Source organism: Microvirga medicaginis, assembly GCF_052658925.1.
Genome location: NZ_JBQWEL010000022.1, coordinates 48,872 through 69,506 on the forward strand (window position 1 = coordinate 48,872; position 20,635 = coordinate 69,506).

23 protein-coding genes are annotated in these 20,635 nt (G+C 60.8%); 14 read left to right on the top strand and 9 right to left on the bottom strand.

Annotation, left to right across the window (positions count from 1 at the left end):
* Window positions 1–9: 9 nt before the first annotated feature.
* The gene (locus ACUXUR_RS21965) at window positions 10–1,212 is read right to left on the bottom strand and encodes a pyridoxal phosphate-dependent aminotransferase (protein ID WP_445504486.1); all 1,203 of its coding nucleotides are present in this window, start codon (window positions 1,210–1,212) and stop codon (window positions 10–12) included.
* A 121-nt stretch (window positions 1,213–1,333) separates the two neighbouring features.
* Between ACUXUR_RS21965 and ACUXUR_RS21970 the strand changes: the two genes are divergently transcribed.
* The 3 genes from ACUXUR_RS21970 to ACUXUR_RS21980 all read left to right on the top strand — a co-directional run bounded on the left by ACUXUR_RS21970 (window position 1,334) and on the right by ACUXUR_RS21980 (window position 3,952).
* Window positions 1,334–2,314: a Bug family tripartite tricarboxylate transporter substrate binding protein gene (locus ACUXUR_RS21970; RefSeq protein ID WP_445504487.1), complete on the top strand. Its 981-nt coding sequence runs from the start codon at window positions 1,334–1,336 to the stop codon at window positions 2,312–2,314.
* A 232-nt stretch (window positions 2,315–2,546) separates the two neighbouring features.
* A complete protein-coding gene (locus ACUXUR_RS21975) occupies window positions 2,547–2,732 on the top strand; it encodes a hypothetical protein (protein WP_445504488.1) in 186 nt (61 codons plus the stop codon).
* 80 nt (window positions 2,733–2,812) lie between these two features.
* Window positions 2,813–3,952: a PQQ-dependent sugar dehydrogenase gene (locus ACUXUR_RS21980; RefSeq protein ID WP_445504489.1), complete on the top strand. Its 1,140-nt coding sequence runs from the start codon at window positions 2,813–2,815 to the stop codon at window positions 3,950–3,952.
* Window positions 3,953–3,961: 9 nt separating this feature from the next.
* Here ACUXUR_RS21980 and ACUXUR_RS21985 read toward each other — a convergent pair whose 3' ends face one another.
* The gene (locus ACUXUR_RS21985) at window positions 3,962–4,303 is read right to left on the bottom strand and encodes a DMT family protein (RefSeq protein WP_445504490.1); all 342 of its coding nucleotides are present in this window, start codon (window positions 4,301–4,303) and stop codon (window positions 3,962–3,964) included.
* 73 nt (window positions 4,304–4,376) lie between these two features.
* Entirely contained in the window at window positions 4,377–5,141 is a 765-nt protein-coding gene (locus tag ACUXUR_RS21990; protein WP_445504491.1) for a C13 family peptidase, read from the bottom strand.
* A 213-nt stretch (window positions 5,142–5,354) separates the two neighbouring features.
* Between ACUXUR_RS21990 and ACUXUR_RS21995 the strand changes: the two genes are divergently transcribed.
* The 4 genes from ACUXUR_RS21995 (at window position 5,355) to ACUXUR_RS22010 (ending at window position 8,350) form a co-directional block, all read left to right on the top strand.
* Window positions 5,355–5,744 (top strand): DUF3775 domain-containing protein, encoded by a 390-nt coding sequence (locus tag ACUXUR_RS21995; RefSeq protein ID WP_445504492.1) that lies wholly within the window; start codon window positions 5,355–5,357, stop codon window positions 5,742–5,744.
* Window positions 5,745–5,850: 106 nt separating this feature from the next.
* Window positions 5,851–6,072 (top strand): hypothetical protein, encoded by a 222-nt coding sequence (locus ACUXUR_RS22000; protein WP_445504493.1) that lies wholly within the window; start codon window positions 5,851–5,853, stop codon window positions 6,070–6,072.
* Between the two features lie 305 nt (window positions 6,073–6,377).
* Complete coding sequence (locus ACUXUR_RS22005) at window positions 6,378–7,190, top strand: class I SAM-dependent methyltransferase (RefSeq protein ID WP_445504494.1); 813 nt, start codon at window positions 6,378–6,380, stop codon at window positions 7,188–7,190.
* 110 nt (window positions 7,191–7,300) lie between these two features.
* Window positions 7,301–8,350 carry a DUF808 domain-containing protein gene (locus ACUXUR_RS22010; RefSeq protein ID WP_445504495.1) on the top strand — a complete coding sequence of 350 codons (1,050 nt, stop codon included), beginning with the start codon at window positions 7,301–7,303 and terminating at the stop codon, window positions 8,348–8,350.
* Between the two features lie 62 nt (window positions 8,351–8,412).
* Here the strand turns inward: ACUXUR_RS22010 and ACUXUR_RS22015 are convergent, their stop codons facing one another.
* Window positions 8,413–10,596 (bottom strand): esterase-like activity of phytase family protein, encoded by a 2,184-nt coding sequence (locus ACUXUR_RS22015; RefSeq protein ID WP_445504496.1) that lies wholly within the window; start codon window positions 10,594–10,596, stop codon window positions 8,413–8,415.
* 125 nt (window positions 10,597–10,721) lie between these two features.
* Here ACUXUR_RS22015 and uvrB point away from each other — a divergent pair, with 125 nt between their 5' ends.
* Window positions 10,722–13,427 carry an excinuclease ABC subunit UvrB gene (gene uvrB, locus ACUXUR_RS22020; RefSeq protein ID WP_445504497.1) on the top strand — a complete coding sequence of 902 codons (2,706 nt, stop codon included), beginning with the start codon at window positions 10,722–10,724 and terminating at the stop codon, window positions 13,425–13,427.
* Window positions 13,428–13,450: 23 nt separating this feature from the next.
* Here the strand turns inward: uvrB and ACUXUR_RS22025 are convergent, their stop codons facing one another.
* On the bottom strand, window positions 13,451–14,263 hold the full coding sequence (locus ACUXUR_RS22025) for a nickel-binding protein (protein ID WP_445504498.1): 813 nt from the start codon (window positions 14,261–14,263) through the stop codon (window positions 13,451–13,453).
* A 477-nt stretch (window positions 14,264–14,740) separates the two neighbouring features.
* The gene (locus ACUXUR_RS22030; protein WP_047188268.1) at window positions 14,741–14,899 is read right to left on the bottom strand and encodes a DUF3309 family protein; all 159 of its coding nucleotides are present in this window, start codon (window positions 14,897–14,899) and stop codon (window positions 14,741–14,743) included.
* A 278-nt stretch (window positions 14,900–15,177) separates the two neighbouring features.
* On the opposite strand from ACUXUR_RS22030, the gene ACUXUR_RS22035 reads away from it, so the two are divergent.
* Both ACUXUR_RS22035 and ACUXUR_RS22040 read left to right on the top strand, forming a co-directional pair.
* A complete protein-coding gene (locus tag ACUXUR_RS22035; protein ID WP_445504499.1) occupies window positions 15,178–15,405 on the top strand; it encodes a NepR family anti-sigma factor in 228 nt (75 codons plus the stop codon).
* Complete coding sequence (locus ACUXUR_RS22040; protein WP_047188266.1) at window positions 15,402–15,950, top strand: sigma-70 family RNA polymerase sigma factor; 549 nt, start codon at window positions 15,402–15,404, stop codon at window positions 15,948–15,950. Before ACUXUR_RS22035 ends, ACUXUR_RS22040 begins: the two co-directional genes overlap by 4 nt.
* A 219-nt stretch (window positions 15,951–16,169) precedes the next feature.
* On the opposite strand, the gene infA is transcribed toward ACUXUR_RS22040, so the two are convergent.
* Window positions 16,170–16,451: a translation initiation factor IF-1 gene (gene infA, locus ACUXUR_RS22045; RefSeq protein ID WP_047188265.1), complete on the bottom strand. Its 282-nt coding sequence runs from the start codon at window positions 16,449–16,451 to the stop codon at window positions 16,170–16,172.
* A gap of 92 nt (window positions 16,452–16,543) precedes the next feature.
* A complete protein-coding gene (locus ACUXUR_RS22050) occupies window positions 16,544–16,753 on the bottom strand; it encodes a cold-shock protein (protein WP_047188264.1) in 210 nt (69 codons plus the stop codon).
* A 451-nt stretch (window positions 16,754–17,204) separates the two neighbouring features.
* Between ACUXUR_RS22050 and ACUXUR_RS22055 the strand changes: the two genes are divergently transcribed.
* The 4 genes from ACUXUR_RS22055 (at window position 17,205) to ACUXUR_RS22070 (ending at window position 20,346) form a co-directional block, all read left to right on the top strand.
* The gene (locus tag ACUXUR_RS22055) at window positions 17,205–18,026 is read left to right on the top strand and encodes a BON domain-containing protein (RefSeq protein WP_445504500.1); all 822 of its coding nucleotides are present in this window, start codon (window positions 17,205–17,207) and stop codon (window positions 18,024–18,026) included.
* Between the two features lie 168 nt (window positions 18,027–18,194).
* The gene (locus ACUXUR_RS22060) at window positions 18,195–18,569 is read left to right on the top strand and encodes a hypothetical protein (RefSeq protein WP_445504501.1); all 375 of its coding nucleotides are present in this window, start codon (window positions 18,195–18,197) and stop codon (window positions 18,567–18,569) included.
* A gap of 300 nt (window positions 18,570–18,869) precedes the next feature.
* Window positions 18,870–19,631 carry a nucleotidyltransferase family protein gene (locus ACUXUR_RS22065; RefSeq protein WP_084730950.1) on the top strand — a complete coding sequence of 254 codons (762 nt, stop codon included), beginning with the start codon at window positions 18,870–18,872 and terminating at the stop codon, window positions 19,629–19,631.
* On the top strand, window positions 19,624–20,346 hold the full coding sequence (locus ACUXUR_RS22070; RefSeq protein WP_445504502.1) for a metallophosphoesterase family protein: 723 nt from the start codon (window positions 19,624–19,626) through the stop codon (window positions 20,344–20,346). The genes ACUXUR_RS22065 and ACUXUR_RS22070 overlap by 8 nt, the downstream gene beginning before the upstream one ends.
* On the opposite strand, the gene ACUXUR_RS22075 is transcribed toward ACUXUR_RS22070, so the two are convergent.
* Window positions 20,343–20,564, bottom strand: a complete 222-nt coding sequence (locus ACUXUR_RS22075; RefSeq protein ID WP_445504503.1) for a hypothetical protein — start codon at window positions 20,562–20,564, stop codon at window positions 20,343–20,345. The genes ACUXUR_RS22070 and ACUXUR_RS22075 overlap by 4 nt on opposite strands.
* Window positions 20,565–20,635: the final 71 nt, after the last annotated feature.

Genomic DNA, 20,635 nt, shown 5'->3' on the forward strand with positions numbered 1-20,635 from the left:
AATTCTGCGTTATCGCAATGAGCCGCAGAACCGCTGAATGCGGTGGCAGGCATCCTCCAGGGCCGCGTTCGACGTGGCGTAGGAGATGCGGAAGTTCGGGCCGAGGCCGAAGGACGAGCCGTGCACGGCGGCCACGCCCTCGGTCTCCAGAAGCTCGGAGACGAAGTCCTCGTCCGTCTTGATGACCTTGCCTGACGGGGTGGTCTTGCCGATGGCCTCGGCGCAGGACGGATAGACGTAGAACGCGCCTTCCGGCATCGGGCACTTCAGGTACTTCGTCTGGTTCAGCATCGAGACCACGAGGTCGCGACGCTCCTCGAAGGCCTTCTTGAAGACCTTCAGATGATCCTGCGGCCCATCGAGTGCCTCGACCGCAGCCCATTGAGAGATCGCGCTCGTGCCGGAGGTCTGCTGGCCCTGGACGAAATCCATGGCCTTGATGAGGTGCTCAGGACCGGCAGCATAGCCGATACGCCAGCCTGTCATGGCATAGGCCTTGGAGACGCCGTTCATGGTGAGCGTGCGCTCATAGAGATTCGGCTCGACCTGGGCGGGGGTCACGAACTCGAAATCGCCATAGGTCAGGTGCTCGTACATGTCGTCAGTGAGCACCCACACATGCGGGTGACGCATCAGCACGTCGGTGATCGCCTTCATCTCGGCGTAAGAATAGGCTGCGCCGGTCGGGTTCGACGGCGAGTTGAGGATGATCCACTTCGTCTTGGGCGTGATGGCGCGTTCCAACGGCTCCGGCTGGAGCTTGAAATTGTGCTCCATCGTGCAATCCACGAACACCGGCGTGCCGCCGCAGAGCGCCACCATCTCAGGGTAAGACACCCAGTACGGAGCCGGGACGATGACCTCGTCGCCCGGGTTCAGGGTGGCGAGCAGCGCGTTGTAGATCACGTGCTTGCCGCCGGTGGACACGATGGTCTGCAAAGGCTTGTAGTCCAGGCCGTTCTCGCGCTTGAACTTGCGGGCAATGGCCTCGCGCAGGGGTACGATGCCGGAGACCGGGGTGTACTTGGTCTCGCCGCGGCGGATGGCGGCAATGGCCGCCTCCTTGATGTTGTCGGGAGTATCGAAGTCCGGCTCGCCGACGGAAAGGCTGATCACATCCCGGCCCTGGGCTTTGAGATCCCGCGCTTTCTGCGTGATGACGATCGTGGCAGACGGCTTGATACGCGAGAGGGCATCAGACAAAAAGCCCATGGGAAACCTCCAGTCGGGGCGTTAAGTAGGGAACGTGACGGGGGCGGACCCTAATCCGCTCAAGCTGTCCAAGCAAGCAAAACAGCCCCGTTGGACCGGGTTTTTCAGGAGGCGCCTTTTCATGACCTTTTCCCTCACCCGTCGCATGGCCATTGGCCTTGTCGCCGGAGCCACCCTGCTCTCGCAGGGGGCCACCGCCCAGCCTTATCCCAACCATGTTATCAAGATGGTGGTGCCCTACCCGGCGGGCGGGCCGACCGATGTGATCGCCCGTATTGTGGCGGAGGAGATGGGCAAGGACCTCGGCCAGAACGTGATCGTCGAGAACGTGGCGGGCGCCTCCGGCGCCATCGGCACCCGGGCCGTCGCTCGCGCCGAGCCCGATGGCTACACCATCGTCTTCGGCAACAACCAGACCCACGGGAACAACATGTTCCTGCTCAAGGAGCCGGGCTACGACGCGGTGAAGGACTTCGCGCCTCTCGCAGGCGCCGGCGCTTTTGAGCACGTCTTCGTGGTGAAGAACGATCTGCCTGTGAAGTCCATCCCGGAGCTGATCGAACTGGCGAAGAAGGACCCGGGCAAGCTCAATTACGGCTCGACCGGCGTCGGCTCCGGCTCGCATCTGGCAACCGAGCTGTTCATGACCCGCACGGGCATCAAGATGACCCACGTGCCTTTCCGGGGCGCAGCCCCCCTGGTGACGGAGCTGATGGCCGGGCGCATCGACGTGTCGAATTCGACCCTGCCGAGCGTGCTCTCCCAGTTCCAGGCCGGCCAGATGCGCGCCATCGGCTTGGCAAGCCCGCAGCGCAATCCTTTGGCTCCCGACGTGCCGACCTTACGCGAACAGGGCATCACCAATGCCGATGCGGAATCCTGGGCTGCCTTCTTCGCCCCTGTGAACACGCCCAAGCCTGTCCTCGATAAGCTCTCCGGCACGATCATCGCAATCCTCAACAAGCCGGATGTGAAAGAGCGCATCAAGAAGCTCGGCTTTACTTTGAACGTGCGCGATCCGGAGGCCTTCAAACCTTATCTTGCCAAGGAAATTCAGACCTGGGCCGAGATCATCAAGGCAGCCAATATCGCAACGGAATAACTCCACGGAACGTTCATTCTCACTGGATGGCCGGGGCATGGTTCCGGCCATTTCTATTGCCAAATCTTCTTTCTTAAAATCACCTAGCGATGCGTTAATATTGGTTAACGGTGTATTAACAACATCAATTGGAAAGACTTTCGAAAGAAAGACTTCAGAACCCTGCGGAACTTTCCTGAAATGAATGGGTTTTTTCTCTAAACCCACCTTGGCTCTCCTGGGGAAAGTGCCCATGAAGACCTACCGTCCTAGAAATCATGTCGCGTCCCGGGCTCATCGGATGGATCTTCGCCAGCAAAGCCGCTGCTCACTGGCGCTGATCATGCTGATGGGACTCGCCACACTTTCTGTACTGGCGACCACGAAGACTTTGTCGGCGCAGAATACCAATACTGTCCACGACTATTCCATCAGGTAACACGTGAGTGACCGGCCGCGAGGTTGACGCCTCGCGCCGAGAGGTTAGCTCTTCGGCCTTGAACTGACGGAGAGCCTTTCATGAAAAACCTTCGCCTTGCTCTTGCCTGTGCTCTGACTCTTGCCGCAGCTCCAGTTGCTTTCGCGCAGGACACGCAGCGCCTTCGCACCGACAAGGTCGAGGTGATCGTCGAGACTGTGGCCCGCAATCTCCAGAACCCATGGGGCCTCGCCTTCCTCCCCGACAGCCGCATGCTGGTGACGGAAAGGCCCGGGCGGCTGCGCATCGTCGACGCGGAAGGCAAGCTCTCGGAGCCGATCAGGGGTCTTCCCAACATCTCAGTCGGTGGTCAGGGCGGCCTTCTTGATGTGGCGCTCGATCCAAACTTTGCGCAAAATCGCCTCGTCTACCTGAGCTTTGCCGAGGATAGGGGCGAAGGCCGGAATGGCACGAGCGTGGCGCGGGCACGCCTCAGTCAGGATGGAACGGCTCTCGAGGACACTCGGGTCATCTTCCGTCAGGAACCCTCCTATGCAGGCACTTATCATTTCGGCTCGCGCCTGGTTTTCGGTCGCGACGGCAATCTCTTCGTGACCTTGGGCGAGCGGAACGATCTGCGTGATCAGGCGCAGAACCTCAACAATCATCTGGGCAAGATCGTCCACATCACGCCGGAGGGCAAAGCGGCGCCCGACAACCCCTTCCTTAACCGCGAGGATGCGCGTGCCGAGATCTGGTCCCTCGGCCACCGCAACATCCAAGCGGCGGCGCTTCACCCGACGACAGGAGAGCTTTGGACTGTGGAGCACGGCGCGCGGGGCGGTGACGAAGTCAACATTCCGCAGAAGGGCAAGAACTACGGCTGGCCCGTGATCTCCTACGGTGTGCATTATTCCGGCCAGAAGATCGGCGAAGGGACGCGAAAGCCGGGATTGGAACAGCCCATCTATTACTGGGACCCATCCATCGCCCCCTCCGGCATGGCCTTCTACACGGGAGACAAGTTCCCAGCCTGGCACGGCAGCATTCTCGTGGGGGCGCTCGCCGGCAAGCTCGTCTCACGCCTTGAAACCAATGGGAACAAGGTGACCGGAGAAGAACGCATGCTGCAGAACCTGGGCGAGCGCATCCGCGACGTGCGTCAGGGGCCCGACGGTCTGATCTATCTCCTGACTGATTCCCGGCAGGGCCGCATTCTCCGCATGAGGCCTGCCGAATAGATGCGAGGCTTACCGCCCGTGGAAGATGAAGGCTGCACCTGAGGCAATCAGCACGAAGCCGATGAGATGGTTCCAGCTCAGCGGCTCCTTCAGATAGAGCACAGAAAAGCCCGCAAAGACCACCAGCGTAATCACTTCCTGCATGGTCTTCAGCTCGGCTGCCGAATAGACGGCCGAGCCGATGCGATTGGCCGGCACGGCGAACCAGTATTCGATGAAGGCGATGCACCAGGACGCGATCACCGCGATCCAGAGAGGTGACGTCTTGAACTTCAAATGCCCATACCAGGCAAAAGTCATGAAGACGTTCGAGGCGATCAGCAGAAGAACGGGAGCGGTCTGAGGATTCATTGAGGATTGCGATGAGACGTGGAGGAGCGGGGACCTTCTGCCCTATTCCTTCCGGCAGAGGTGTCAAGAAGGTCTAGCGCGCGTTGAGCCGCGCCAGCACTTCGGAACCACCCGCAATCTGCGGATTGGAAGGATCGAACCCTTCACGCTGTTCGCGCCGGGTGACAAGACGACGCGCCTTCCCGAAAGCAACATCGAGGCGGCTCTCGCCGCGCATGGCCTTGTTGAAGAAGGCATCGCCGAAATAGGTCCAGGTCGCTCCATCCCGGCAGCCGAACGAGGACCTGTCGGCTGATGCCGCCGTGATGACGAGCGTGCGCTCATCCGCGAGCTTCCTCGCAAAGACACCGGAATAACAGGCGGAAACGATGACCACGCGATAACGCGCGCCGCTTTCCTGCAACAGGTGCTGAACGTCGTCCGGCGTGATGATCATCTGGTCATCCTGAGTCACGATCGCAGCGCCTTCCGAGTTGCCGTGCGAGGTGAGGAAGAACACCAGCACGTCGTCAGAATCGATCACACGACCGACACTCTGCACGGCATTGCGCATCGTCTGCGGCGTCGCGCCTGCTTTGCGCTTGGTATTGAAGCCCACGATGGTGCGGCCTTTACTTCGTAGGCTCGCTTCGAGCACGCGGGCAGCTCCCTTTGCTTCACTCTCGAAAACGCTCTGCGGCCCCCATAGGCCAAAGGAGAGGATGTAAACATCAGTCCCTGGTTGGGACGGGGCAAGACGATTGGCGGAGGAAGGCTGAGCCAAACCGGCACTGGAGAGCCCGATGGCCAATGCCATGGAGGCAATCAATGCCCTGAGGCCACGTGTTTCAAAACTCATTTCTCTTCTCTCCTTGAGAACCTGTCTCAACCTGGAGCATGAAATAATGTTCTTGTTGCCGTGACAAGTGCGTGTGGGCGGAGTTGAGTGCGTTGCTGAAGGATGCGGGTGGCCTTCCGCAGCGCCGAAAGCTTGGCCGCGTACCGAACCGAAAGCCGTCTTGAGGGTTTTCCTGTCACAGGATTCGGCAGAGATTGCTCCAAGAGGATTTCGATGGATATCGCGCTCGACAAGATTTGCGAACTCATTCTCCGCGTCAGGGCCATTGATGTGAAAGAGGGCCCCACGGATCCTGCCTCGGGTTCGAACCCTATCGACGATGGTTCTATCGACGCCCTCACCTCCTCGCCGGATGATGCCACGGAAGCAGAGCTTCGAGATGTGATCGCAGGCCTCAATGATGATGAGCGCGCGGATCTGATCGCTCTTGTCTATATCGGCCGGGGCGATATGGAACCCGAGGAATGGGGGGATGCCGTACGCCTCGCCCGCGAGCGGGAGGAAGCAAGCTCCCTCTCCACCGCCGATTGGCTCATCGGCATCCCGAATCTTGCCGATCTCCTCGACGAGGGCCTCAACGCCATGGGCCGCAGTTGTGCTTGAGCAGCCCTGCCATCATGAAGAGCACAGCATCGGCGGCACTGTGACGGTGCCCTATTTGCGACATGGAATGAGCAAACACTCTGACCTACTCCCAAAGGAGGACGCCATGACTGTGCGCAATCCTGAAGAAGGCCCCGACGAGACGAAGCGGGACAAGGTTCTGCAGGCGATCAACGAAGCCCTCGATGAGAATACCGACATGCCGGCCGAAGGCCTGGGGCAGAACACGCCTGCTCTGGATGCTCCGCAGGAAGCAGCGCTCGATACCAAGGTTAAGCTCGATCGCGTCGAAACCTACCTGAGAGGGCCGACGGTCTTCTCGGCTTAAAGCTCTCAAAAACTTTTCGCGACAATTTCTCTCCTCTCCTGCAGCCGGTCGCGGTCATGCAGGCTAGCCACCGGACGGTTGAGCCTTCGGTTTCGCAACGAAACCCCATGCAGTCGAATGGCGTGACCCATGTGACCGACACGATGCTGCAGCCGGGCTGATCTCCGGATTCTTAGCTCCATGTGTCTCTTTCCCCTAGCGGCTTTCCATGGTGAAAGCCGCCTTTTCATGCGCCGGTTTTACAAAGGCCAGCGGGTGTCCTATGCACGCAGACTCAAGAACGAGATAACCTTCGGAGAATACCCATGGCAGCGCCCTGGCAGAAAGCCAATCTGTCGAATTGGAACAATCGGGCTGCGCTGCACATCCGCGACGCAACGGGCTTTTACAACGTGGATGGTTTTCTCGCCGGAGAGGACAAGCTCTATCCCATCGAAGCCTCCGAAATCGGAGACGTGAAGGGCAAGCGGCTCTTGCACCTGCAATGCCATTTCGGCCTCGATACTCTCTCGCTCGCTCGTCGCGGCGCCATCGTCACGGGGCTGGATTTCTCACCCGTGGCCATCGAAGGCGCCCGTGATCTCGCGAAGAAGGCCAATCTCCCCGCCACCTTCGTGGAGGCCGATATCTACGATGCCCGCAAGGTGATCGACGGCCATTTCGATATGGTATTTTCCACCTGGGGCACGATCTGCTGGCTGCCGGATGTGAAGCGCTGGGCACAAGTCGTGGCCGATATGCTGGCACCGGGGGGCAGCTTCTACTTCCTCGACTCTCATCCCTCTGCCCAGATCCTCGATCAGCGCGACAACCATCTCGAACCGACTTATGGCTGGCGCACGCCCATGGAAAAGCCGGACATGTTCGAGACGGCGACTTCCTACACCGGCGACGTGCACGAGGAGAAGACGGCCGATTACAACTGGATCCATCCGCTCTCCGATATCATCGGCGGCCTTCTCGAAGCGGGTCTGCGCCTGGAATTCCTGCACGAGCACGAGTTCCTGCCCTACAAGCTCTTTCCGGTGATGGTTCCCGCCGGAAAGGGCCTCTTCCACCTTCCTGACGGCTCGGTTCCGTTCCCGCTGTCCTTCTCGTTGAAGGCGGTGAAGCCCTGATGGTCCTTTGCACCGAAACTGCACCTCGGGCGTTGTCGAAACCGGGAGAAGCCGCTTAGCTGCTCCGAATATTCCGCCCCTCTTCCGCCTCCCTTTCGACAGGAGCCCTCATGAGCATCGGCCTGATCGCCCTGCTGGACGACATTGTGGGTTTGGCCAAGGTGGCCGCAGCCTCCCTGGATGACGTGGGGGCTCAGGCGGCCAAGGCGGGCGCAAAGGCGGCGGGTGTGGTGATCGATGATGCGGCGGTCACGCCGCGCTATGTGGTGGGCTTTGCGGCCTCGCGCGAATTGCCGATCGTCGGCAAGATCGCTTTGGGGTCTCTCAAGAACAAGCTGATTTACCTGCTGCCGGCAGCGCTCCTTCTCAGCTTCGTTGCGCCCTGGGCCATCACGCCGCTGCTCATGATAGGCGGCGTTTATCTTTGCTACGAGGGTTCGGAGAAGGTCTTTGAGGCGCTCTTTCCTCACGGCGCGCATCAGCATGAGGCCGCTCTCGGCGAAGCGGTGCGGACGGCCCAGAGTGTTGAGGACGAGAAGGTCAACAGCGCAATCAAGACCGACTTCATCCTCTCCGCCGAGATCATGGCGATCACGCTTGGCACCGTCTCCGAAGCCTCGACGACGATGCAGGCCTTTGTGCTCGCAGTGGTTGGCATCGGCATCACGGCGCTGGTCTATGGCGGCGTGGCGCTGATCGTGAAAGCGGATGACGCGGGTGTGGCACTCGCCACCAACGACCGACCGGTCTCCAGCCTCATGCAGCGCAACGGAAATGCCCCCTCCTCCGCCGACACGGCTCTCGCTCCGCTCACGCGCGGCTTCGGGCGCGGCCTTGTGCGTGCCATGCCGGTGCTCATGCGCATTCTCAGCGTCGTCGGCACCGCCGCGATGATCTGGGTCGGCGGCGGCATCATCATTCACGGGCTCGAAGGCTACGGATTCGCGTGGCTTGGCCACGCGATCCACGACATCGCAGTTGCCGCAGCCCATGCCGTTCCCGCCCTGAGCGGCGCTGTGGAATGGCTGGTCACGGCAGCAGGCTCGGGCCTCTTCGGTCTCCTGCTGGGCGCCGTGCTGATCCCGTTCATCCAGTATGTGGCTGTGCCCTTGGTGAAGGCGCTGCGGGGCGGCAAGAAGGCTCAGAAGCACACGGCCTGAAACGAAGAAGGGCTGCTCCTGGAGCAGCCCTTCCGCCTTCACTCAAGCTGCAGAGCGGAGGCTCAGAGCTTTCCGATCCTGATGAACTGCGTCTCGCCGGACGAGTTGTCCACGCCATCATTGTCCGTGATGATGTAGGCGTCACCCGCAGCGTCGACGGCGAAGCTCTCCACCTTGTCGAGCACATAGCCCTTCGCGGCTTTGAGATCGTTCAAGAGGTCGCGCACTTCCGTCTTTTTCACGAGCGGCAGCTCCCCGCCGAGAGCCACGGGCTTCATGTCGGAAGCCGCAATCGAGTAGAGCTTCTTCACCTTCGCCTTCTCGGCGATCTGGTTGTCGCGCTCGATGATGATCACACGGTCGCCCACGGCCGTGATTTCGGAAAGGCCGACCCAGCCCGTCTCGGTCGTGTCGAGAGGATAGCGCACGGCGCCCCAGCTCTTGTTGGATGGCTTATAGGCCATGAGTTTCACGGTTCCCTTGCCGTCATCCGCCCATTCACGCTGCATGGCAAGCCACACGATCTCGTTGTTGCCGGAGCCCGTGACGGTGACGCCCTCATAGCCGTAGTTCTTGGCACCTTCTTCAAGGCTTGCCGGAAGGGCGATCTCTTCCTGGATCGCACCCTTGGCATCCACCTTGACCAGGAGGTTCTTGAGCCCCTTCTCCGGATTGCCTTCGGAGGCCAGCCAGAAACCGCCATCGCTGGAAACGGCGATGCCTTCGAGGTCGAGCTTCTCCGCGGCCTTCCCGCTGCGCGTCACGAGCACTTCACCGGTAATCAGCGCGGGCTTCCTCGTCGCATCGATGGTGAGGATGCGGGGCGCACCGGCATAGGCGCTGTCGGTCACGGCATAGAGTTTGCCGGCCTGCGCCTTGTCGGCCGCGATACCGGACAACGCGCCCCAAGCAATCGGCAGGCCATCGCTGCTCTTGGTCGAGCGGATAGTGGGATAAGCCGGGGCCGCACGCTCGGCGCGCTGATAGATCATCACGTGAGGGGCAGCGCCGCCATCGCCGTGCAGATCGGTTTCGCTCGTCGCAACGAACAGGTTGCGGGAGGGAATGGCGAGCAGGCCTTCGGGGCCAATGCCCGTCGGCAGGACCTGCAGCAGCTCCGGTGCTGCACCCGTGTCGCGATAGACGGCAACGACGGAAGCGCGCTCGGAGCCGACGAAGATCAGGCGGTCGTTGCCGTAGCGGCCCGCTTCCACGCCTTCGATTTCCACGCCCTTCTTGTTACGCTTCTCAGGGTAATGGCCGAGCGACACGATCTCGTGCTCCAGGCTTGCGGCGGATTCGTAGGCAACGGAGCCATCCCTGTTGAAGATGGTGAAGCCGCGCGATCCGCCTTTCCAATCCCCTTCATTGGCCGTCACGAAACGGTCGGCATCGAGCCAGCGCACGGCGTCGGGCTCACGAAGAACGCCGTCCTGCGAGCCGCTCAGATCGATCTTGCCATCCTTCTTGGTGTCGATGTTCTTCAGATCGGCCCTGCCTGCGGAGAAGTGCGCCTCGACCTTGCCGGTCTTTCCATCCACCACAACGATGTGGTTGTTCTCCTGCAAGGTCACGACGATCCTGCCTTCGCTCGACACGTCAACGAATTCGGGCTCCGGGTCCTCGCCTGCAACAGTTGCAAGGCCAGTCATAGAGACGGTCTTGAGAGCCGAACATTCCAGCTTGCCGCCATTGAGCGGGGCAACCACCAGCGCGCCGGCCGGCAGCTGCGGCAGCGCCCCTTCATTGACCTCCTCATTACGCTCGTTCTCAATGGCGATGGCGAGAATCCCGGCATTCGCGGCAACCGAGTCCGGCTGCCCGGGAAGCACGCATTCGGCGGAAACCTTCCGGCTCGCCAGATCGACCGACACGAGCTTGCCGCTCGGATTGGTAAAGCTCTCGGAGGTGTTGACGGCCACGTAGGCCGTTCCACCCACCACCTTCACCGAGGTCGGCTCGCCGCCAAGGGCGAGCGATCCGCCCGCCTGGGGCTGCGCAGAATCGGCGATGTCGATGAAGCCGAGCGCCTTGCGCGGGCTATCAGTATAGACGAGCAGCCTGCCGTCCTCGCTTGCGGAGATGATCTCGGCCACGGTCTCAGCCTTCTGGTCGGCATCGGACGGCAGATTGGCCGTGATCGGGAAACTGGCGATGCGGTCGAAATATTCGGCGGCTGATGCGTTAAGAGCAGTACCCGACAGAAGGATGGCGGCAAGCGAGCCGGCGACGAGAGAAAGTTTCATGATATCCCCGCGATATGGTTGAGCCTGGCGGGGCTGTTTTGCGTCTGTCTCATGACGGGTGGATGACGGTTGGGAAGAGATCCCCGACCCTTTCAATCTTCACGCTTTTGTACCATATTCGTTCTATGGCCAAGTCACCCAAGAAGCCCAAGCTTTCCACCGGGAAGGCGTCCAAACCTGAGCTGAAGCCGCTGGATCCCTATCTGGCCGATCTCTTGAATCCCGCCGTCAATCGGGAGCGGGAGGCGGCCGAGGGCTTTGCCGAGCGCGCGCAGGAAACCTTCATCCATGGCGACATCACGGATGTGGACCCCGCGCTCGCCAAGAAGCTCGGCCTCAAAGGGCCTGACGATGGGCCGGATGTGGCGGACGAATTGGGAGACCTCGCGCCCGGCTCCGGCGTGACGGCCACGGTCGATGCGCTCACCAAGCTGCTGACCGAAGGCGATCCGCGCTTCAAGGACGGCAAGCCCTGGGTGCCGCACCGCCCGCTGCGCCCCGAGAAGTCGGAAGGCGGCATTCCGTTCAGGATCAAATCCGATTTCACTCCCTCCGGCGACCAGCCGCAGGCGATCCGCGAACTCGTGGACGGCGTGCGGCGTGCCGAGCGCGATCAGGTGCTGCTCGGTGTCACCGGCTCGGGCAAAACCTTCACCATGGCCAAGGTGATCGAGGAGACGCAGCGCCCCGCTCTCATCCTCGCGCCCAACAAGACGCTGGCCGCGCAGCTCTACGGCGAGTTCAAGTCGTTCTTCCCCGACAACGCGGTGGAATATTTCGTCTCGTATTACGACTACTACCAGCCCGAAGCCTATGTGCCTCGCTCGGATACCTTCATCGAGAAGGAATCGTCCATCAACGAGCAGATCGACCGCATGCGCCACTCGGCGACACGCGCGCTGCTCGAGCGAGACGACGTGATCATCGTGGCGTCGGTGTCGTGCATCTACGGTATCGGCTCGGTCGAAACCTATACGGCCATGACCTTCTCCGTGAAGGTGGGCGAGCGCATCGAGCAGCGCCAGCTCATCGCGGATCTCGTGGCGTTGCAGTACAAGCGCATCCAGAGCGATTTCGCACGAGGCACGTTCCGCGTGCGCGGCGATGTCATCGAGCTTTTCCCGGCCCACTTGGAAGACCGCGCCTGGCGCATTGGCCTCTTCGGCGACGAGATCGAGAGCATTGTCGAGTTCGATCCGCTCACCGGCAAGAAGACCAACGATCTTTCCTTCGTGAAGGTCTATGCGAACTCGCACTATGTGACGCCGCGCCCGACCTTGCAGCAGGCCGTCAAGGGCATTCAGGACGAGTTGCAGCACCGCCTGCAGGAACTCGCCCGCGCGGGTCGCCTTTTGGAGGCGCAGCGGCTGGAACAGCGCACGCAATTCGATCTCGAGATGATCGAAGCGACCGGCGTGTGCAACGGCATCGAGAACTATTCGCGCTATCTCACTGGCCGCAAGCCCGGCGAGCCGCCGCCAACCCTGTTCGAATACCTTCCCGATAATGCGCTTGTCTTCACCGATGAGAGCCACGTCACCGTGCCGCAGATCGGCGGCATGTATCGCGGCGACTTCCGCCGCAAGGCGACGCTCGCCGAATACGGCTTCCGCCTCCCCTCCTGCCTCGACAACCGCCCCTTGCGCTTCGAGGAATGGGACGCCATGCGCCCGCAATCGATCCATGTATCGGCCACACCAGGCAAATGGGAGATGGAGCAGACCGGCGGCGTGTTCGTGGAGCAGGTCATTCGCCCAACGGGTCTCGTCGACCCGGTAGTGGAGATCCGTCCCGCCCGTTCGCAGGTCGACGATCTGCTGCACGAGGTGAAGGAACTGTCCGCGAAAGGTTACCGCACCCTCGTCACCACCCTTACCAAGCGCATGGCGGAAGACCTTACGGAATATCTCCACGAGAACGGCGTGCGCGTGCGCTATATGCACTCGGACATCGATACGCTGGAGCGCATCGAGATCATCCGCGACCTGCGCCTCGGCGCCTTCGACGTGCTCATCGGCATCAACCTGCTGCGCGAGGGTCTGGACATTCCGGAATGTGCGCTCGTCGCCATTCTCGATGCGGACAAGGAAGGCTTCCTGCGCTCCGAGACCTCGCTCGTGCAGACCATCGGTCGCGCGGCGCGTAACGTGGAAGGTAAGGCGATCCTCTATGCGGACCAGATGACTGGATCCATGGAGCGCGCGATTGCGGAAACCAACCGCCGTCGCGAGAAGCAGCTCGCCTATAATGCCGAGCACGGCATCACGCCGCAGAGCGTGAAGAAGAACATCGCGGATATTCTGGAAAGCGTCTACGAGCGCGATCACGTTTCCGTCGATACAGGGCTTGCCGACAAGACCGTCGGTCACAACCTCAAGGCCGTCATCGCGGATATGGAAAAGCGCATGCGCGAAGCTGCCGCGAACCTGGAATTCGAGGAAGCCGCACGGCTGCGCGACGAACTCAAGCGTCTTCAGGCGACGGAGCTTGCCATCAGCGACGATCCGATGGCGCGCCAGAGCGATGTGGAGCGCGATGCCGGCAAGTATGGCGGCTCGCGCAAATACGGCCGCAACGCCAACCTGCCGCCGAAAGGTCTTCCCGCTTCATCGGAAGATGCGAGCGAGGGCGACGAGAATTCCGAGACTTATGGTCCGCTCGGCAAGGGCCGCTCGGATGAAGGCACGCGCATTCGCAAGCCCGGCCTCGACGAAATGGGTCCAGGCACCGACCGCGAGATTCCGCTGAACTTCCGCGAACGCCCAACGGGCCGTTCGACGCAAGGGTTCGCGGGACAGAAGCCGAAGTACAAAGGACGCAAGGGGCGGTAACATTGCCCCCTGCCGCCCGCCTGTCAGCGCCAAGTCACTTCGAATGCAGCAACAGGTTGCGCAAAACCTTTCAAGGCTCTTTGACCGAGGTTCATGAGCTTGGCCCGATCCGGTAAACGTCCGGACACGACTTCGGAAACCACGATGGTATCAGGCTCAGCACTTTGGCAGAGCCGGGCCGCCATCTGAACGGTTGCCCCGAACAGATCGTTATGATCGGCCACCGGCTCGCCGGCATCCAGCCCGATCCGCACTTGGAGCTTCTCCCGGCTCGCAAGATTGAAGGCATCGAAGGCCTGTTGAATCGCGCGGGCGCATTCCACGCCTGCGAGCACATCATCGAACGAGGCCATGATGCCGTCACCAGTATGCTTGACCTCACGCCCACCCTTGTCGTTCAGGGCTCGACGAACCAGTGCATCGTGAGCCCGCACCATCTCAACCGCTCGGACATCGCCCAGACGAGCCGTCATTCCGGTTGAATCGACGATATCCGTAAACATGATGGTGCGCATGGCCGGATCGATCGCCGGCTTGGAACCTTGCACCGCTGGTGTTGGATCAGATACACGGCCCAGGAAAGCTTCAACGGCAGAGAGATCGACCTCGATGACGTCCCGTGCGATCGCTCCATGAGCCTCGTCATGAACCCTCATGGCCGTCTCGATATTGGGGGCATCGATGAGGCAGAATGCCGTGCCACGGGTGTCATCGAACCAATAGGTCAGGAAGCGCACTCCGTAGCGCCCCTGCACTGTCAAATCCTTCCGGTGAGCCTCTGCGATATCCGCGGCTGTCAAGCCCTTCAGGTCATGACGATCCAGGAAAATGGGCATCGCTTTCTCCGAACCCCCTGACCTAATCTACACTGTTGGGCGAGAACCCGGAATGTCTTTTGCACTTCGAGACCGGGACATGCCTACTCCGTTCGGATTTACGAGAACGCGCGTACGCCTGAATTGGCCCAGGTACAAACAGCGAGATCTCGCTGGATGCCTGCTGACCCTCGCATGAGCTCGATAGAGGCGTCTGTCCTTCGTTAAGGGAATGACAAATGACGGGTTTTCCCAGCACAACGGCTTGATGAAAGCCGGCCTCGCCATTCAAGAGGCCTGGATCGCTTAAATTGCGCGATGTCTGCCGCCAGAGGAGAACTCTCGAATGCCAGCCGCAGCGATGAAACTACGATGCAGTTGCTGCCGAAGATCTGCGGACGCGCACAAGCTGAGCAGCAACCCAGACGCCGGAGCAGGTCTTGGCCCAAAGAAAAAGGCGGCTCGAAGGCCGCCTTTTGTCATCGTCGCCGCTGCCCCTCAGAGCCGTCCCATCAGCAGGAGGATGATGAGGATCAGCAGGATCACGCCGAGAAGACCGCTCGGACCATAGCCCCAGCCGCGGCTGTAGGGCCATGCCGGCACGGCGCCGATGAGCAGAAGAATAACGAGAATAAGCAGGATGGTGCTAACGGCCATGAGGTGCCTCCAATCTTGGCTTCGGCGGGAGGAGCACGCCTTCCTGCGCGGACGACCCACGCAACAGAGTTCGCGGACCTCAGCCGAAACTGAGCTGTTGCAGGGAAACTTGGCCGTTGGAATTTAGTTCCCGAACACCGCGCGGAATTCATTCGGAATGAATCTCTGCCGTAAAGGAACGATCAAGATGGCTTGGCGTTACATCCACGGCGATTGGGTGCCGCCGTGTAGCGCGACCCCTGCGGGAGTCGCCGCTCTCTACGGATCAGGACGACCCGATGCAGAAAAAGAATCCAATTCACATGCCTCACCACGATCCAGAGCCTGTTCCGGGCCTCAGAAAATCTTCGTCTCCAGCGCTCAGCCGTTCAGTTCAGGCCCAGCTCGGTCAGCGTCTGCGTCAATTTTACGAAGCACTGGCGCTCGGCGAGCAGCCGGTTCCGGATCGTTTCATCGAGATTATCAATCGTTTGGACGAGCGGAAGCCGGAGAAACAGCAATTATGAGCATCGATACCGATCTTCGCGATTCCATGCTCAAGGCGACACCCAACCTGCGCGCCTTCGCCATTTCTCTGACGAACAACGTGGATCGTGCGGACGATCTCGTTCAGGAAACATTGATGCGTGCGATCGCCAATATTGATCGCTTCCAGCCCGGCACCAACATGCAGGCCTGGCTCTTCACCATCCTGCGCAACCTCTTCCACTCCGAGTACCGCAAGCGGCGGCGCGAGGTGGAGGATGCGGACGGAAAGTACGCAGCCGCCCTCTCCGTGCAGCCGGACCAGATGCCCCACCTCGATTTCGAGGATCTGCAGAAGGCTCTCGCGCGTCTGCCGCATGATCAACGCGAGGCACTGCTGCTGGTCGGCGCTTCGGGCTTCTCCTACGAGCAGGCGGCGGAGATCTGCGGCTGCGCCGTAGGCACCATCAAGAGCCGCGTAAACCGTGCACGCAATCGCCTCGCAGAGCTCATGCATTTCGAAGACATGGATGAGGATATCGGCCCCGATCGCGTCACTCTCTCGGTCATGCACGCGGTCGCCTGACCACCGCCGATCCCAAACGCCAAAGCCCGGCGAAGCGGAGGGCCGCTCCCGGGCTTTCATTCATCGACGGATGAGACACAGAATTGCGCCGCTTAGAGCCTCGGACGAAAAAAGTGGATTCCACTTTTGGGATTCGATCCGCTGCTCCCCTCTATAGAGAGCGCATCGTTGATTGCGGAAACCGGGTCCGCACGATGCGCTAGAGCACGCGCAATCGGCTTACCGGCGCCGGAACTGCTGGCCGCCACGCTGTGGCGGACGCGGGCCGGACGATGCACCCGAGTCCTTGTGGCGGAAGATGAGCCGGCCCTTTTCGAGATCGTAGGGCGACATCTCGACGGTGACGCGGTCACCCGCGAGCGTCTTGATGCGGTTCTTCTTCATCTTGCCGGCCGTGTACGCGATGACCTCATGGCCATTGTCGAGCTGCACGCGATAGCGTGCATCCGGCAGAATTTCGGTCACAAGTCCTTCGAAGGTGATCAGTTCTTCCTTTGCCATGCAAAGCCTTTCTCATAACAAAAAAGCCGCCCCTCAAGCGGAACGGCCGATAGGCAAGAGAGCGTGCCGGGCACGCTCTCAAGTATCAAACCTTACGCGTTCTGCAGGTTCACTGCAGAGGTGCGGCCGGTGCGCTGGTCGGTCTGAAGCTCGTAGGAGATCTTCTGACCCTCGCGCAGACCGCGCATACCGGCGCGCTCGAGCGCGGTCGCATGCACGAATACGTCCTTGCCGCCGTTGTCGGGCTGGATGAAACCATAACCCTTGGTTTCATTGTACCACTTCACGGTTCCCTGTTCCATGGGAAATCCTTTCACTGTCGCTTGCACGTGGGCGGGGGCTCAGAGCCAATTCGCCCGTTAGTCGATATTGGTAGAGAGAAGGAACGTGCGCCCGGCAGTGCCAAAGCGAAGTAGTCCAGTCGTCCGGCCAAATGTCGATGGCGAGAAGGTAGGGTAAGGATAGGGCAATTGCAAGGCAGGACGGCTAAGCCATGTTAGGTAGTCCGGGGTCTCTGAAGCCTGAAACAAGGGCTTGGAGCGCTTCCCCCCGTGCAGCGGATCCCCGCCCTTTCGCGCTGGACCACGCTCCTCACCATCTGCCTGCGAGAGAGCCGGTGACAGGCCGCAAAGGTGTTCGAGCACAGCCTCTCCAAATGCGTCGTGAGGAACGGCTTTTGCGGCCTCACGTTGATGGAGCAAGGCTTTCGCTCGATGGCGGGCCTATTCCCAAAACAATGGAAGGAGCGCTCCCATGGCCAATGATCGTTATCGCGACGATGACGGCTATATCGCCCGTCGAGGCTTCGGCAATGAACGCGCCGGCTACGCCCCTGACCGTAATCGGGACGCCAATTATGAGAGGACGCCCAGGCGCGATTACGGGGATTCCACCGGCTACGGCACAGGCGGCTCGGCCCGCGACTGGCGGGATGTCGTCGGCGAGGATCGTGACTATGATCCGTCGTCGATCTTCAGCTCCGACAGAACCTGGGACCGCGATCGCGGCTATCGTCCCCGCGCCGTCGGCACCTATGGCCGCGACCAGGACCGCTACAGCTCGGCCAGCTTCGGCCGGGGTTCCCGCGACTACAACGAGGACAGAGGATTCTTTGAGCGTGCCGGAGACGAGGTCCGCTCCTGGTTCGGCGATGAGGGAGCCGAGCGCCGCCGCGAGCAGGATGTGCGCCAGGCAAGCCACCATCGCGGCCGCGGGCCGAAAGGCTATCAGCGCTCAGACGCGCGGATCATGGAAGACGTGAATGATCGCCTGACAGACGATCCGCACATTGATGCCTCCGAGATCGAGGTGTCGGTCTCCAACCGCGAGGTCACCTTGAGCGGCACGGTGAACAGCCGCTTCGAGAAGCGGCACGCGGAGGACATCGCGGAATCCGTTTCCGGCGTCACACATGTGCAGAACAACCTGCGCGTCCAGCAATATGCCGATATGGGCATGGGTGGCAGCATGCTTTCCGGCGCGGGCGCAGCAGGGGCCGGAACCGTCGGGCGGCCTGAGATGAGCACGACAGGAACAGGTGAAGGCGGGCCCTTGGGGCGCAAGAGCAGCACCTGACCTCTCAGGCCTTTTCGGGAGAGAAGATTTTCCCCTGAAAAGCCACCCCCTGCTAACACCGATGCGCCTCTACCTCTTGGGGACAAGGCGCATCTGTCGTACCAAGACCTTACCTTTTCCCGAATGCGCACGAACCCCATATGCCATTGGGAAGGATGAGGACAAGCAATGGCAGGCATTTCCGTTACGCTCGAGGGCGACAACATCCAGCTCGCTTTCCAAAAGGGCGAACAATCAACAGCGGTCGTCATGGACCCGCATGCTGCACGCTCGCTCGTCAAGGCCCTGAGCCAACTCCTCATCGCCATCGGCGAAAGCAGCGAGACGGGCGACGACATCCCGGAAGAACTGGTGGAAGTCACCTCCTCAACCATCGATGTCGGCACGGATGAGCATGGACTGGCGGTGGTGGGCCTGCAGGCCGGCATGATGCCGCCCTTCCTGCTGCGCCTCAAGGATGACGAGGCCAGGCACATCGCCACCAGTCTTCTGGAAATCCTCAACAGCCCGCGGGACGTCCGCATATCCCACGGGGATCATTAGCGCATCGTGCGGACCCGGGGGGCCGCGTCAGCGACCCGAAGGGCCACGCCAGCAAAATGGGGACCCGGTTTTCCGCGTAAAACGATGCGCCGCTTAATAAAGGGAGCATCGATGTCCATCGTGATGCGGACATGCTCACGGAAACATCCGAGCCCTCTCAGCCTAAGCTGAGCCGCTGCGGAACTTCATTACGGCCATACGGTTGTCGAACGCGGGTCATCATCGGCTCCGCTTTGGACAAGGCCTATGGTAGCTCACGACCCAGACCTCACCTCCCATCCTCCCCAGGGCGTCCCAATGATGGATGCCAAAGCGGAGCCGACGCTGAAATATCCGGAATCCGAAGCGTTCTATGCTGAGGCTCTGCGCGAGCTAAACCAACTCGGCCTGCCCTTCCTGCTGGCCGGCACCTATGCTCTCTCGGCCTATACCGGCATCACGCGCCCCACGAAGGATCTCGACATCTTTTGCAAGGCGGGCGACTACACACGCGTGCTATCGCACTTCAAGAATCTTGGATATTCCGTCGAGATTGAAGACGATCGCTGGCTCGGTAAAGTTTTCAAGGGGCAGTACTTCTTCGACGTAATCTTCGCCTCCTCGAACGGCACGATGCCCATCGGTGATCAATGGTTCGAGAATGCGCGACAGATCGAGGTGTTCGGCTCGCCCGTTCGCATCGTAGGGCCGACCGAACTCGTCTGGTCCAAGTGCTTTATCCAGCTTCGCCACCGCTATGATGGCGCGGATGTCGCGCACACCATCCTCAAGGCGCACGATCAAATCGACTGGCATGGCCTGCTCGCCTATATGGAAGTGCATTGGGAGGTGATGCTCATGCATCTTCTCAACTTCCGATGGATCTATCCGTCCGAGCGCGACAAGGTTCCGCGCTGGGTCATGGACGAGTTGCTCGACAGACTGGCAAAGCAGCTTGATCTTCCGCCGCCGCAGATGAAGGTGTGCCGCGGACGGATGTTCTCTCGCATCGATTATGAGATTGACGTGAAACAATGGGGCTTCGCCGATGTCGGCGGCGAAGGTGAATGGCGGAATGAGTGATATCGAGAAGACTCTGAAAGTCGCAGCCATGGGCGACCTTCACGTTCGGGAAGACAACTGGACCTCCTATCGCGAACTGTTTGGCGAAATCTCGCGAGAGGCAGATGTCCTGGTTCTAACCGGAGACCTGACGGATCTCGGAAGACCGCGCGAAGCAGAGCTTCTAGCGCAGGACATCAAGGCCTGCCCGATTCCCATCGTCGGGGTGCTCGGCAACCACGACTATGAATGCGGCGCGGAAGAGGAGGTGTCGCATATTCTCCGCGATGCTGGAATGAAACTGCTTGACGGGCAATCCGTCGAGATCGATGGCGTCGGCTTTGTCGGCGTGAAAGGATTTGCCGGCGGTTTCGGCCGGCGCATGCTCGGCTCCTTCGGCGAGCCCGCCATCAAGCAATTCGTCAACGAAACCATGAAGGAGACGCTGCGACTCGAAAACGCCATGCGCCAGGTACGATCCAAACGCTCCGTGGTCATTCTCCACTATGCGCCTATCGTCGACACGATCGAGGACGAACCCCTGGAGATCTATCCCTTCCTCGGCTCCTCACGATTGGCTGAGACTATCGACCGCTTCAAGGTAAGCGCCATCGTGCATGGACACGCGCATCGCGGCCGCTTCGAAGGACGCACGCCCGCCGGGCAGCCGGTATACAACGTAGCCAAGCACATCGAGAAGCCGACGGGCAAACCCTACGCCATTCTCGAAATCTAAAGCCGCGTTCCCGGATCGGTGGGATTGCCGGGCAGGTAATCAGGTTCCGAGCCTGGCCCTTTCGGATCGGTGATCCCCGGATCGTTCACAGGATAAGGCGTGCGCGGACCTGTCGGCCCCGTGTCCGGCAAATCGTCAGGATCCATGCCGGGCGGCACGTCGCTGGGAATGTTTCCGCCGGGCCGCGGTTCATCCGTGGGCCTTCCTGGATTGACCATTCTTATCATCCTTCTTGAATTGCTCGTGATTGGGTCAACAAACCCATTCAGATCGGGTTCCGCTCGCGGAG

Excerpts from the sequence above, each read along its gene's own strand:
- ACUXUR_RS21965 (WP_445504486.1), bottom strand. The coding sequence starts at position 1,212 with ATGGGCTTTTTGTCTGATGCCCTCTCGCGTATCAAGCCGTCTGCCACG.
- ACUXUR_RS21970 (WP_445504487.1), top strand. The coding sequence starts at position 1,334 with ATGACCTTTTCCCTCACCCGTCGCATGGCCATTGGCCTTGTCGCCGGA.
- ACUXUR_RS21975 (WP_445504488.1), top strand. The coding sequence starts at position 2,547 with ATGAAGACCTACCGTCCTAGAAATCATGTCGCGTCCCGGGCTCATCGG.
- ACUXUR_RS21980 (WP_445504489.1), top strand. The coding sequence starts at position 2,813 with ATGAAAAACCTTCGCCTTGCTCTTGCCTGTGCTCTGACTCTTGCCGCA.
- ACUXUR_RS21985 (WP_445504490.1), bottom strand. The coding sequence starts at position 4,303 with ATGAATCCTCAGACCGCTCCCGTTCTTCTGCTGATCGCCTCGAACGTC.
- ACUXUR_RS21990 (WP_445504491.1), bottom strand. The coding sequence starts at position 5,141 with ATGAGTTTTGAAACACGTGGCCTCAGGGCATTGATTGCCTCCATGGCA.
- ACUXUR_RS21995 (WP_445504492.1), top strand. The coding sequence starts at position 5,355 with ATGGATATCGCGCTCGACAAGATTTGCGAACTCATTCTCCGCGTCAGG.
- ACUXUR_RS22000 (WP_445504493.1), top strand. The coding sequence starts at position 5,851 with ATGACTGTGCGCAATCCTGAAGAAGGCCCCGACGAGACGAAGCGGGAC.
- ACUXUR_RS22005 (WP_445504494.1), top strand. The coding sequence starts at position 6,378 with ATGGCAGCGCCCTGGCAGAAAGCCAATCTGTCGAATTGGAACAATCGG.
- ACUXUR_RS22010 (WP_445504495.1), top strand. The coding sequence starts at position 7,301 with ATGAGCATCGGCCTGATCGCCCTGCTGGACGACATTGTGGGTTTGGCC.
- ACUXUR_RS22015 (WP_445504496.1), bottom strand. The coding sequence starts at position 10,596 with ATGAAACTTTCTCTCGTCGCCGGCTCGCTTGCCGCCATCCTTCTGTCG.
- uvrB (WP_445504497.1), top strand. The coding sequence starts at position 10,722 with ATGGCCAAGTCACCCAAGAAGCCCAAGCTTTCCACCGGGAAGGCGTCC.
- ACUXUR_RS22025 (WP_445504498.1), bottom strand. The coding sequence starts at position 14,263 with ATGCCCATTTTCCTGGATCGTCATGACCTGAAGGGCTTGACAGCCGCG.
- ACUXUR_RS22030 (WP_047188268.1), bottom strand. The coding sequence starts at position 14,899 with ATGGCCGTTAGCACCATCCTGCTTATTCTCGTTATTCTTCTGCTCATC.
- ACUXUR_RS22035 (WP_445504499.1), top strand. The coding sequence starts at position 15,178 with ATGCAGAAAAAGAATCCAATTCACATGCCTCACCACGATCCAGAGCCT.
- ACUXUR_RS22040 (WP_047188266.1), top strand. The coding sequence starts at position 15,402 with ATGAGCATCGATACCGATCTTCGCGATTCCATGCTCAAGGCGACACCC.
- infA (WP_047188265.1), bottom strand. The coding sequence starts at position 16,451 with ATGGCAAAGGAAGAACTGATCACCTTCGAAGGACTTGTGACCGAAATT.
- ACUXUR_RS22050 (WP_047188264.1), bottom strand. The coding sequence starts at position 16,753 with ATGGAACAGGGAACCGTGAAGTGGTACAATGAAACCAAGGGTTATGGT.
- ACUXUR_RS22055 (WP_445504500.1), top strand. The coding sequence starts at position 17,205 with ATGGCCAATGATCGTTATCGCGACGATGACGGCTATATCGCCCGTCGA.
- ACUXUR_RS22060 (WP_445504501.1), top strand. The coding sequence starts at position 18,195 with ATGGCAGGCATTTCCGTTACGCTCGAGGGCGACAACATCCAGCTCGCT.
- ACUXUR_RS22065 (WP_084730950.1), top strand. The coding sequence starts at position 18,870 with ATGGATGCCAAAGCGGAGCCGACGCTGAAATATCCGGAATCCGAAGCG.
- ACUXUR_RS22070 (WP_445504502.1), top strand. The coding sequence starts at position 19,624 with ATGAGTGATATCGAGAAGACTCTGAAAGTCGCAGCCATGGGCGACCTT.
- ACUXUR_RS22075 (WP_445504503.1), bottom strand. The coding sequence starts at position 20,564 with ATGGTCAATCCAGGAAGGCCCACGGATGAACCGCGGCCCGGCGGAAAC.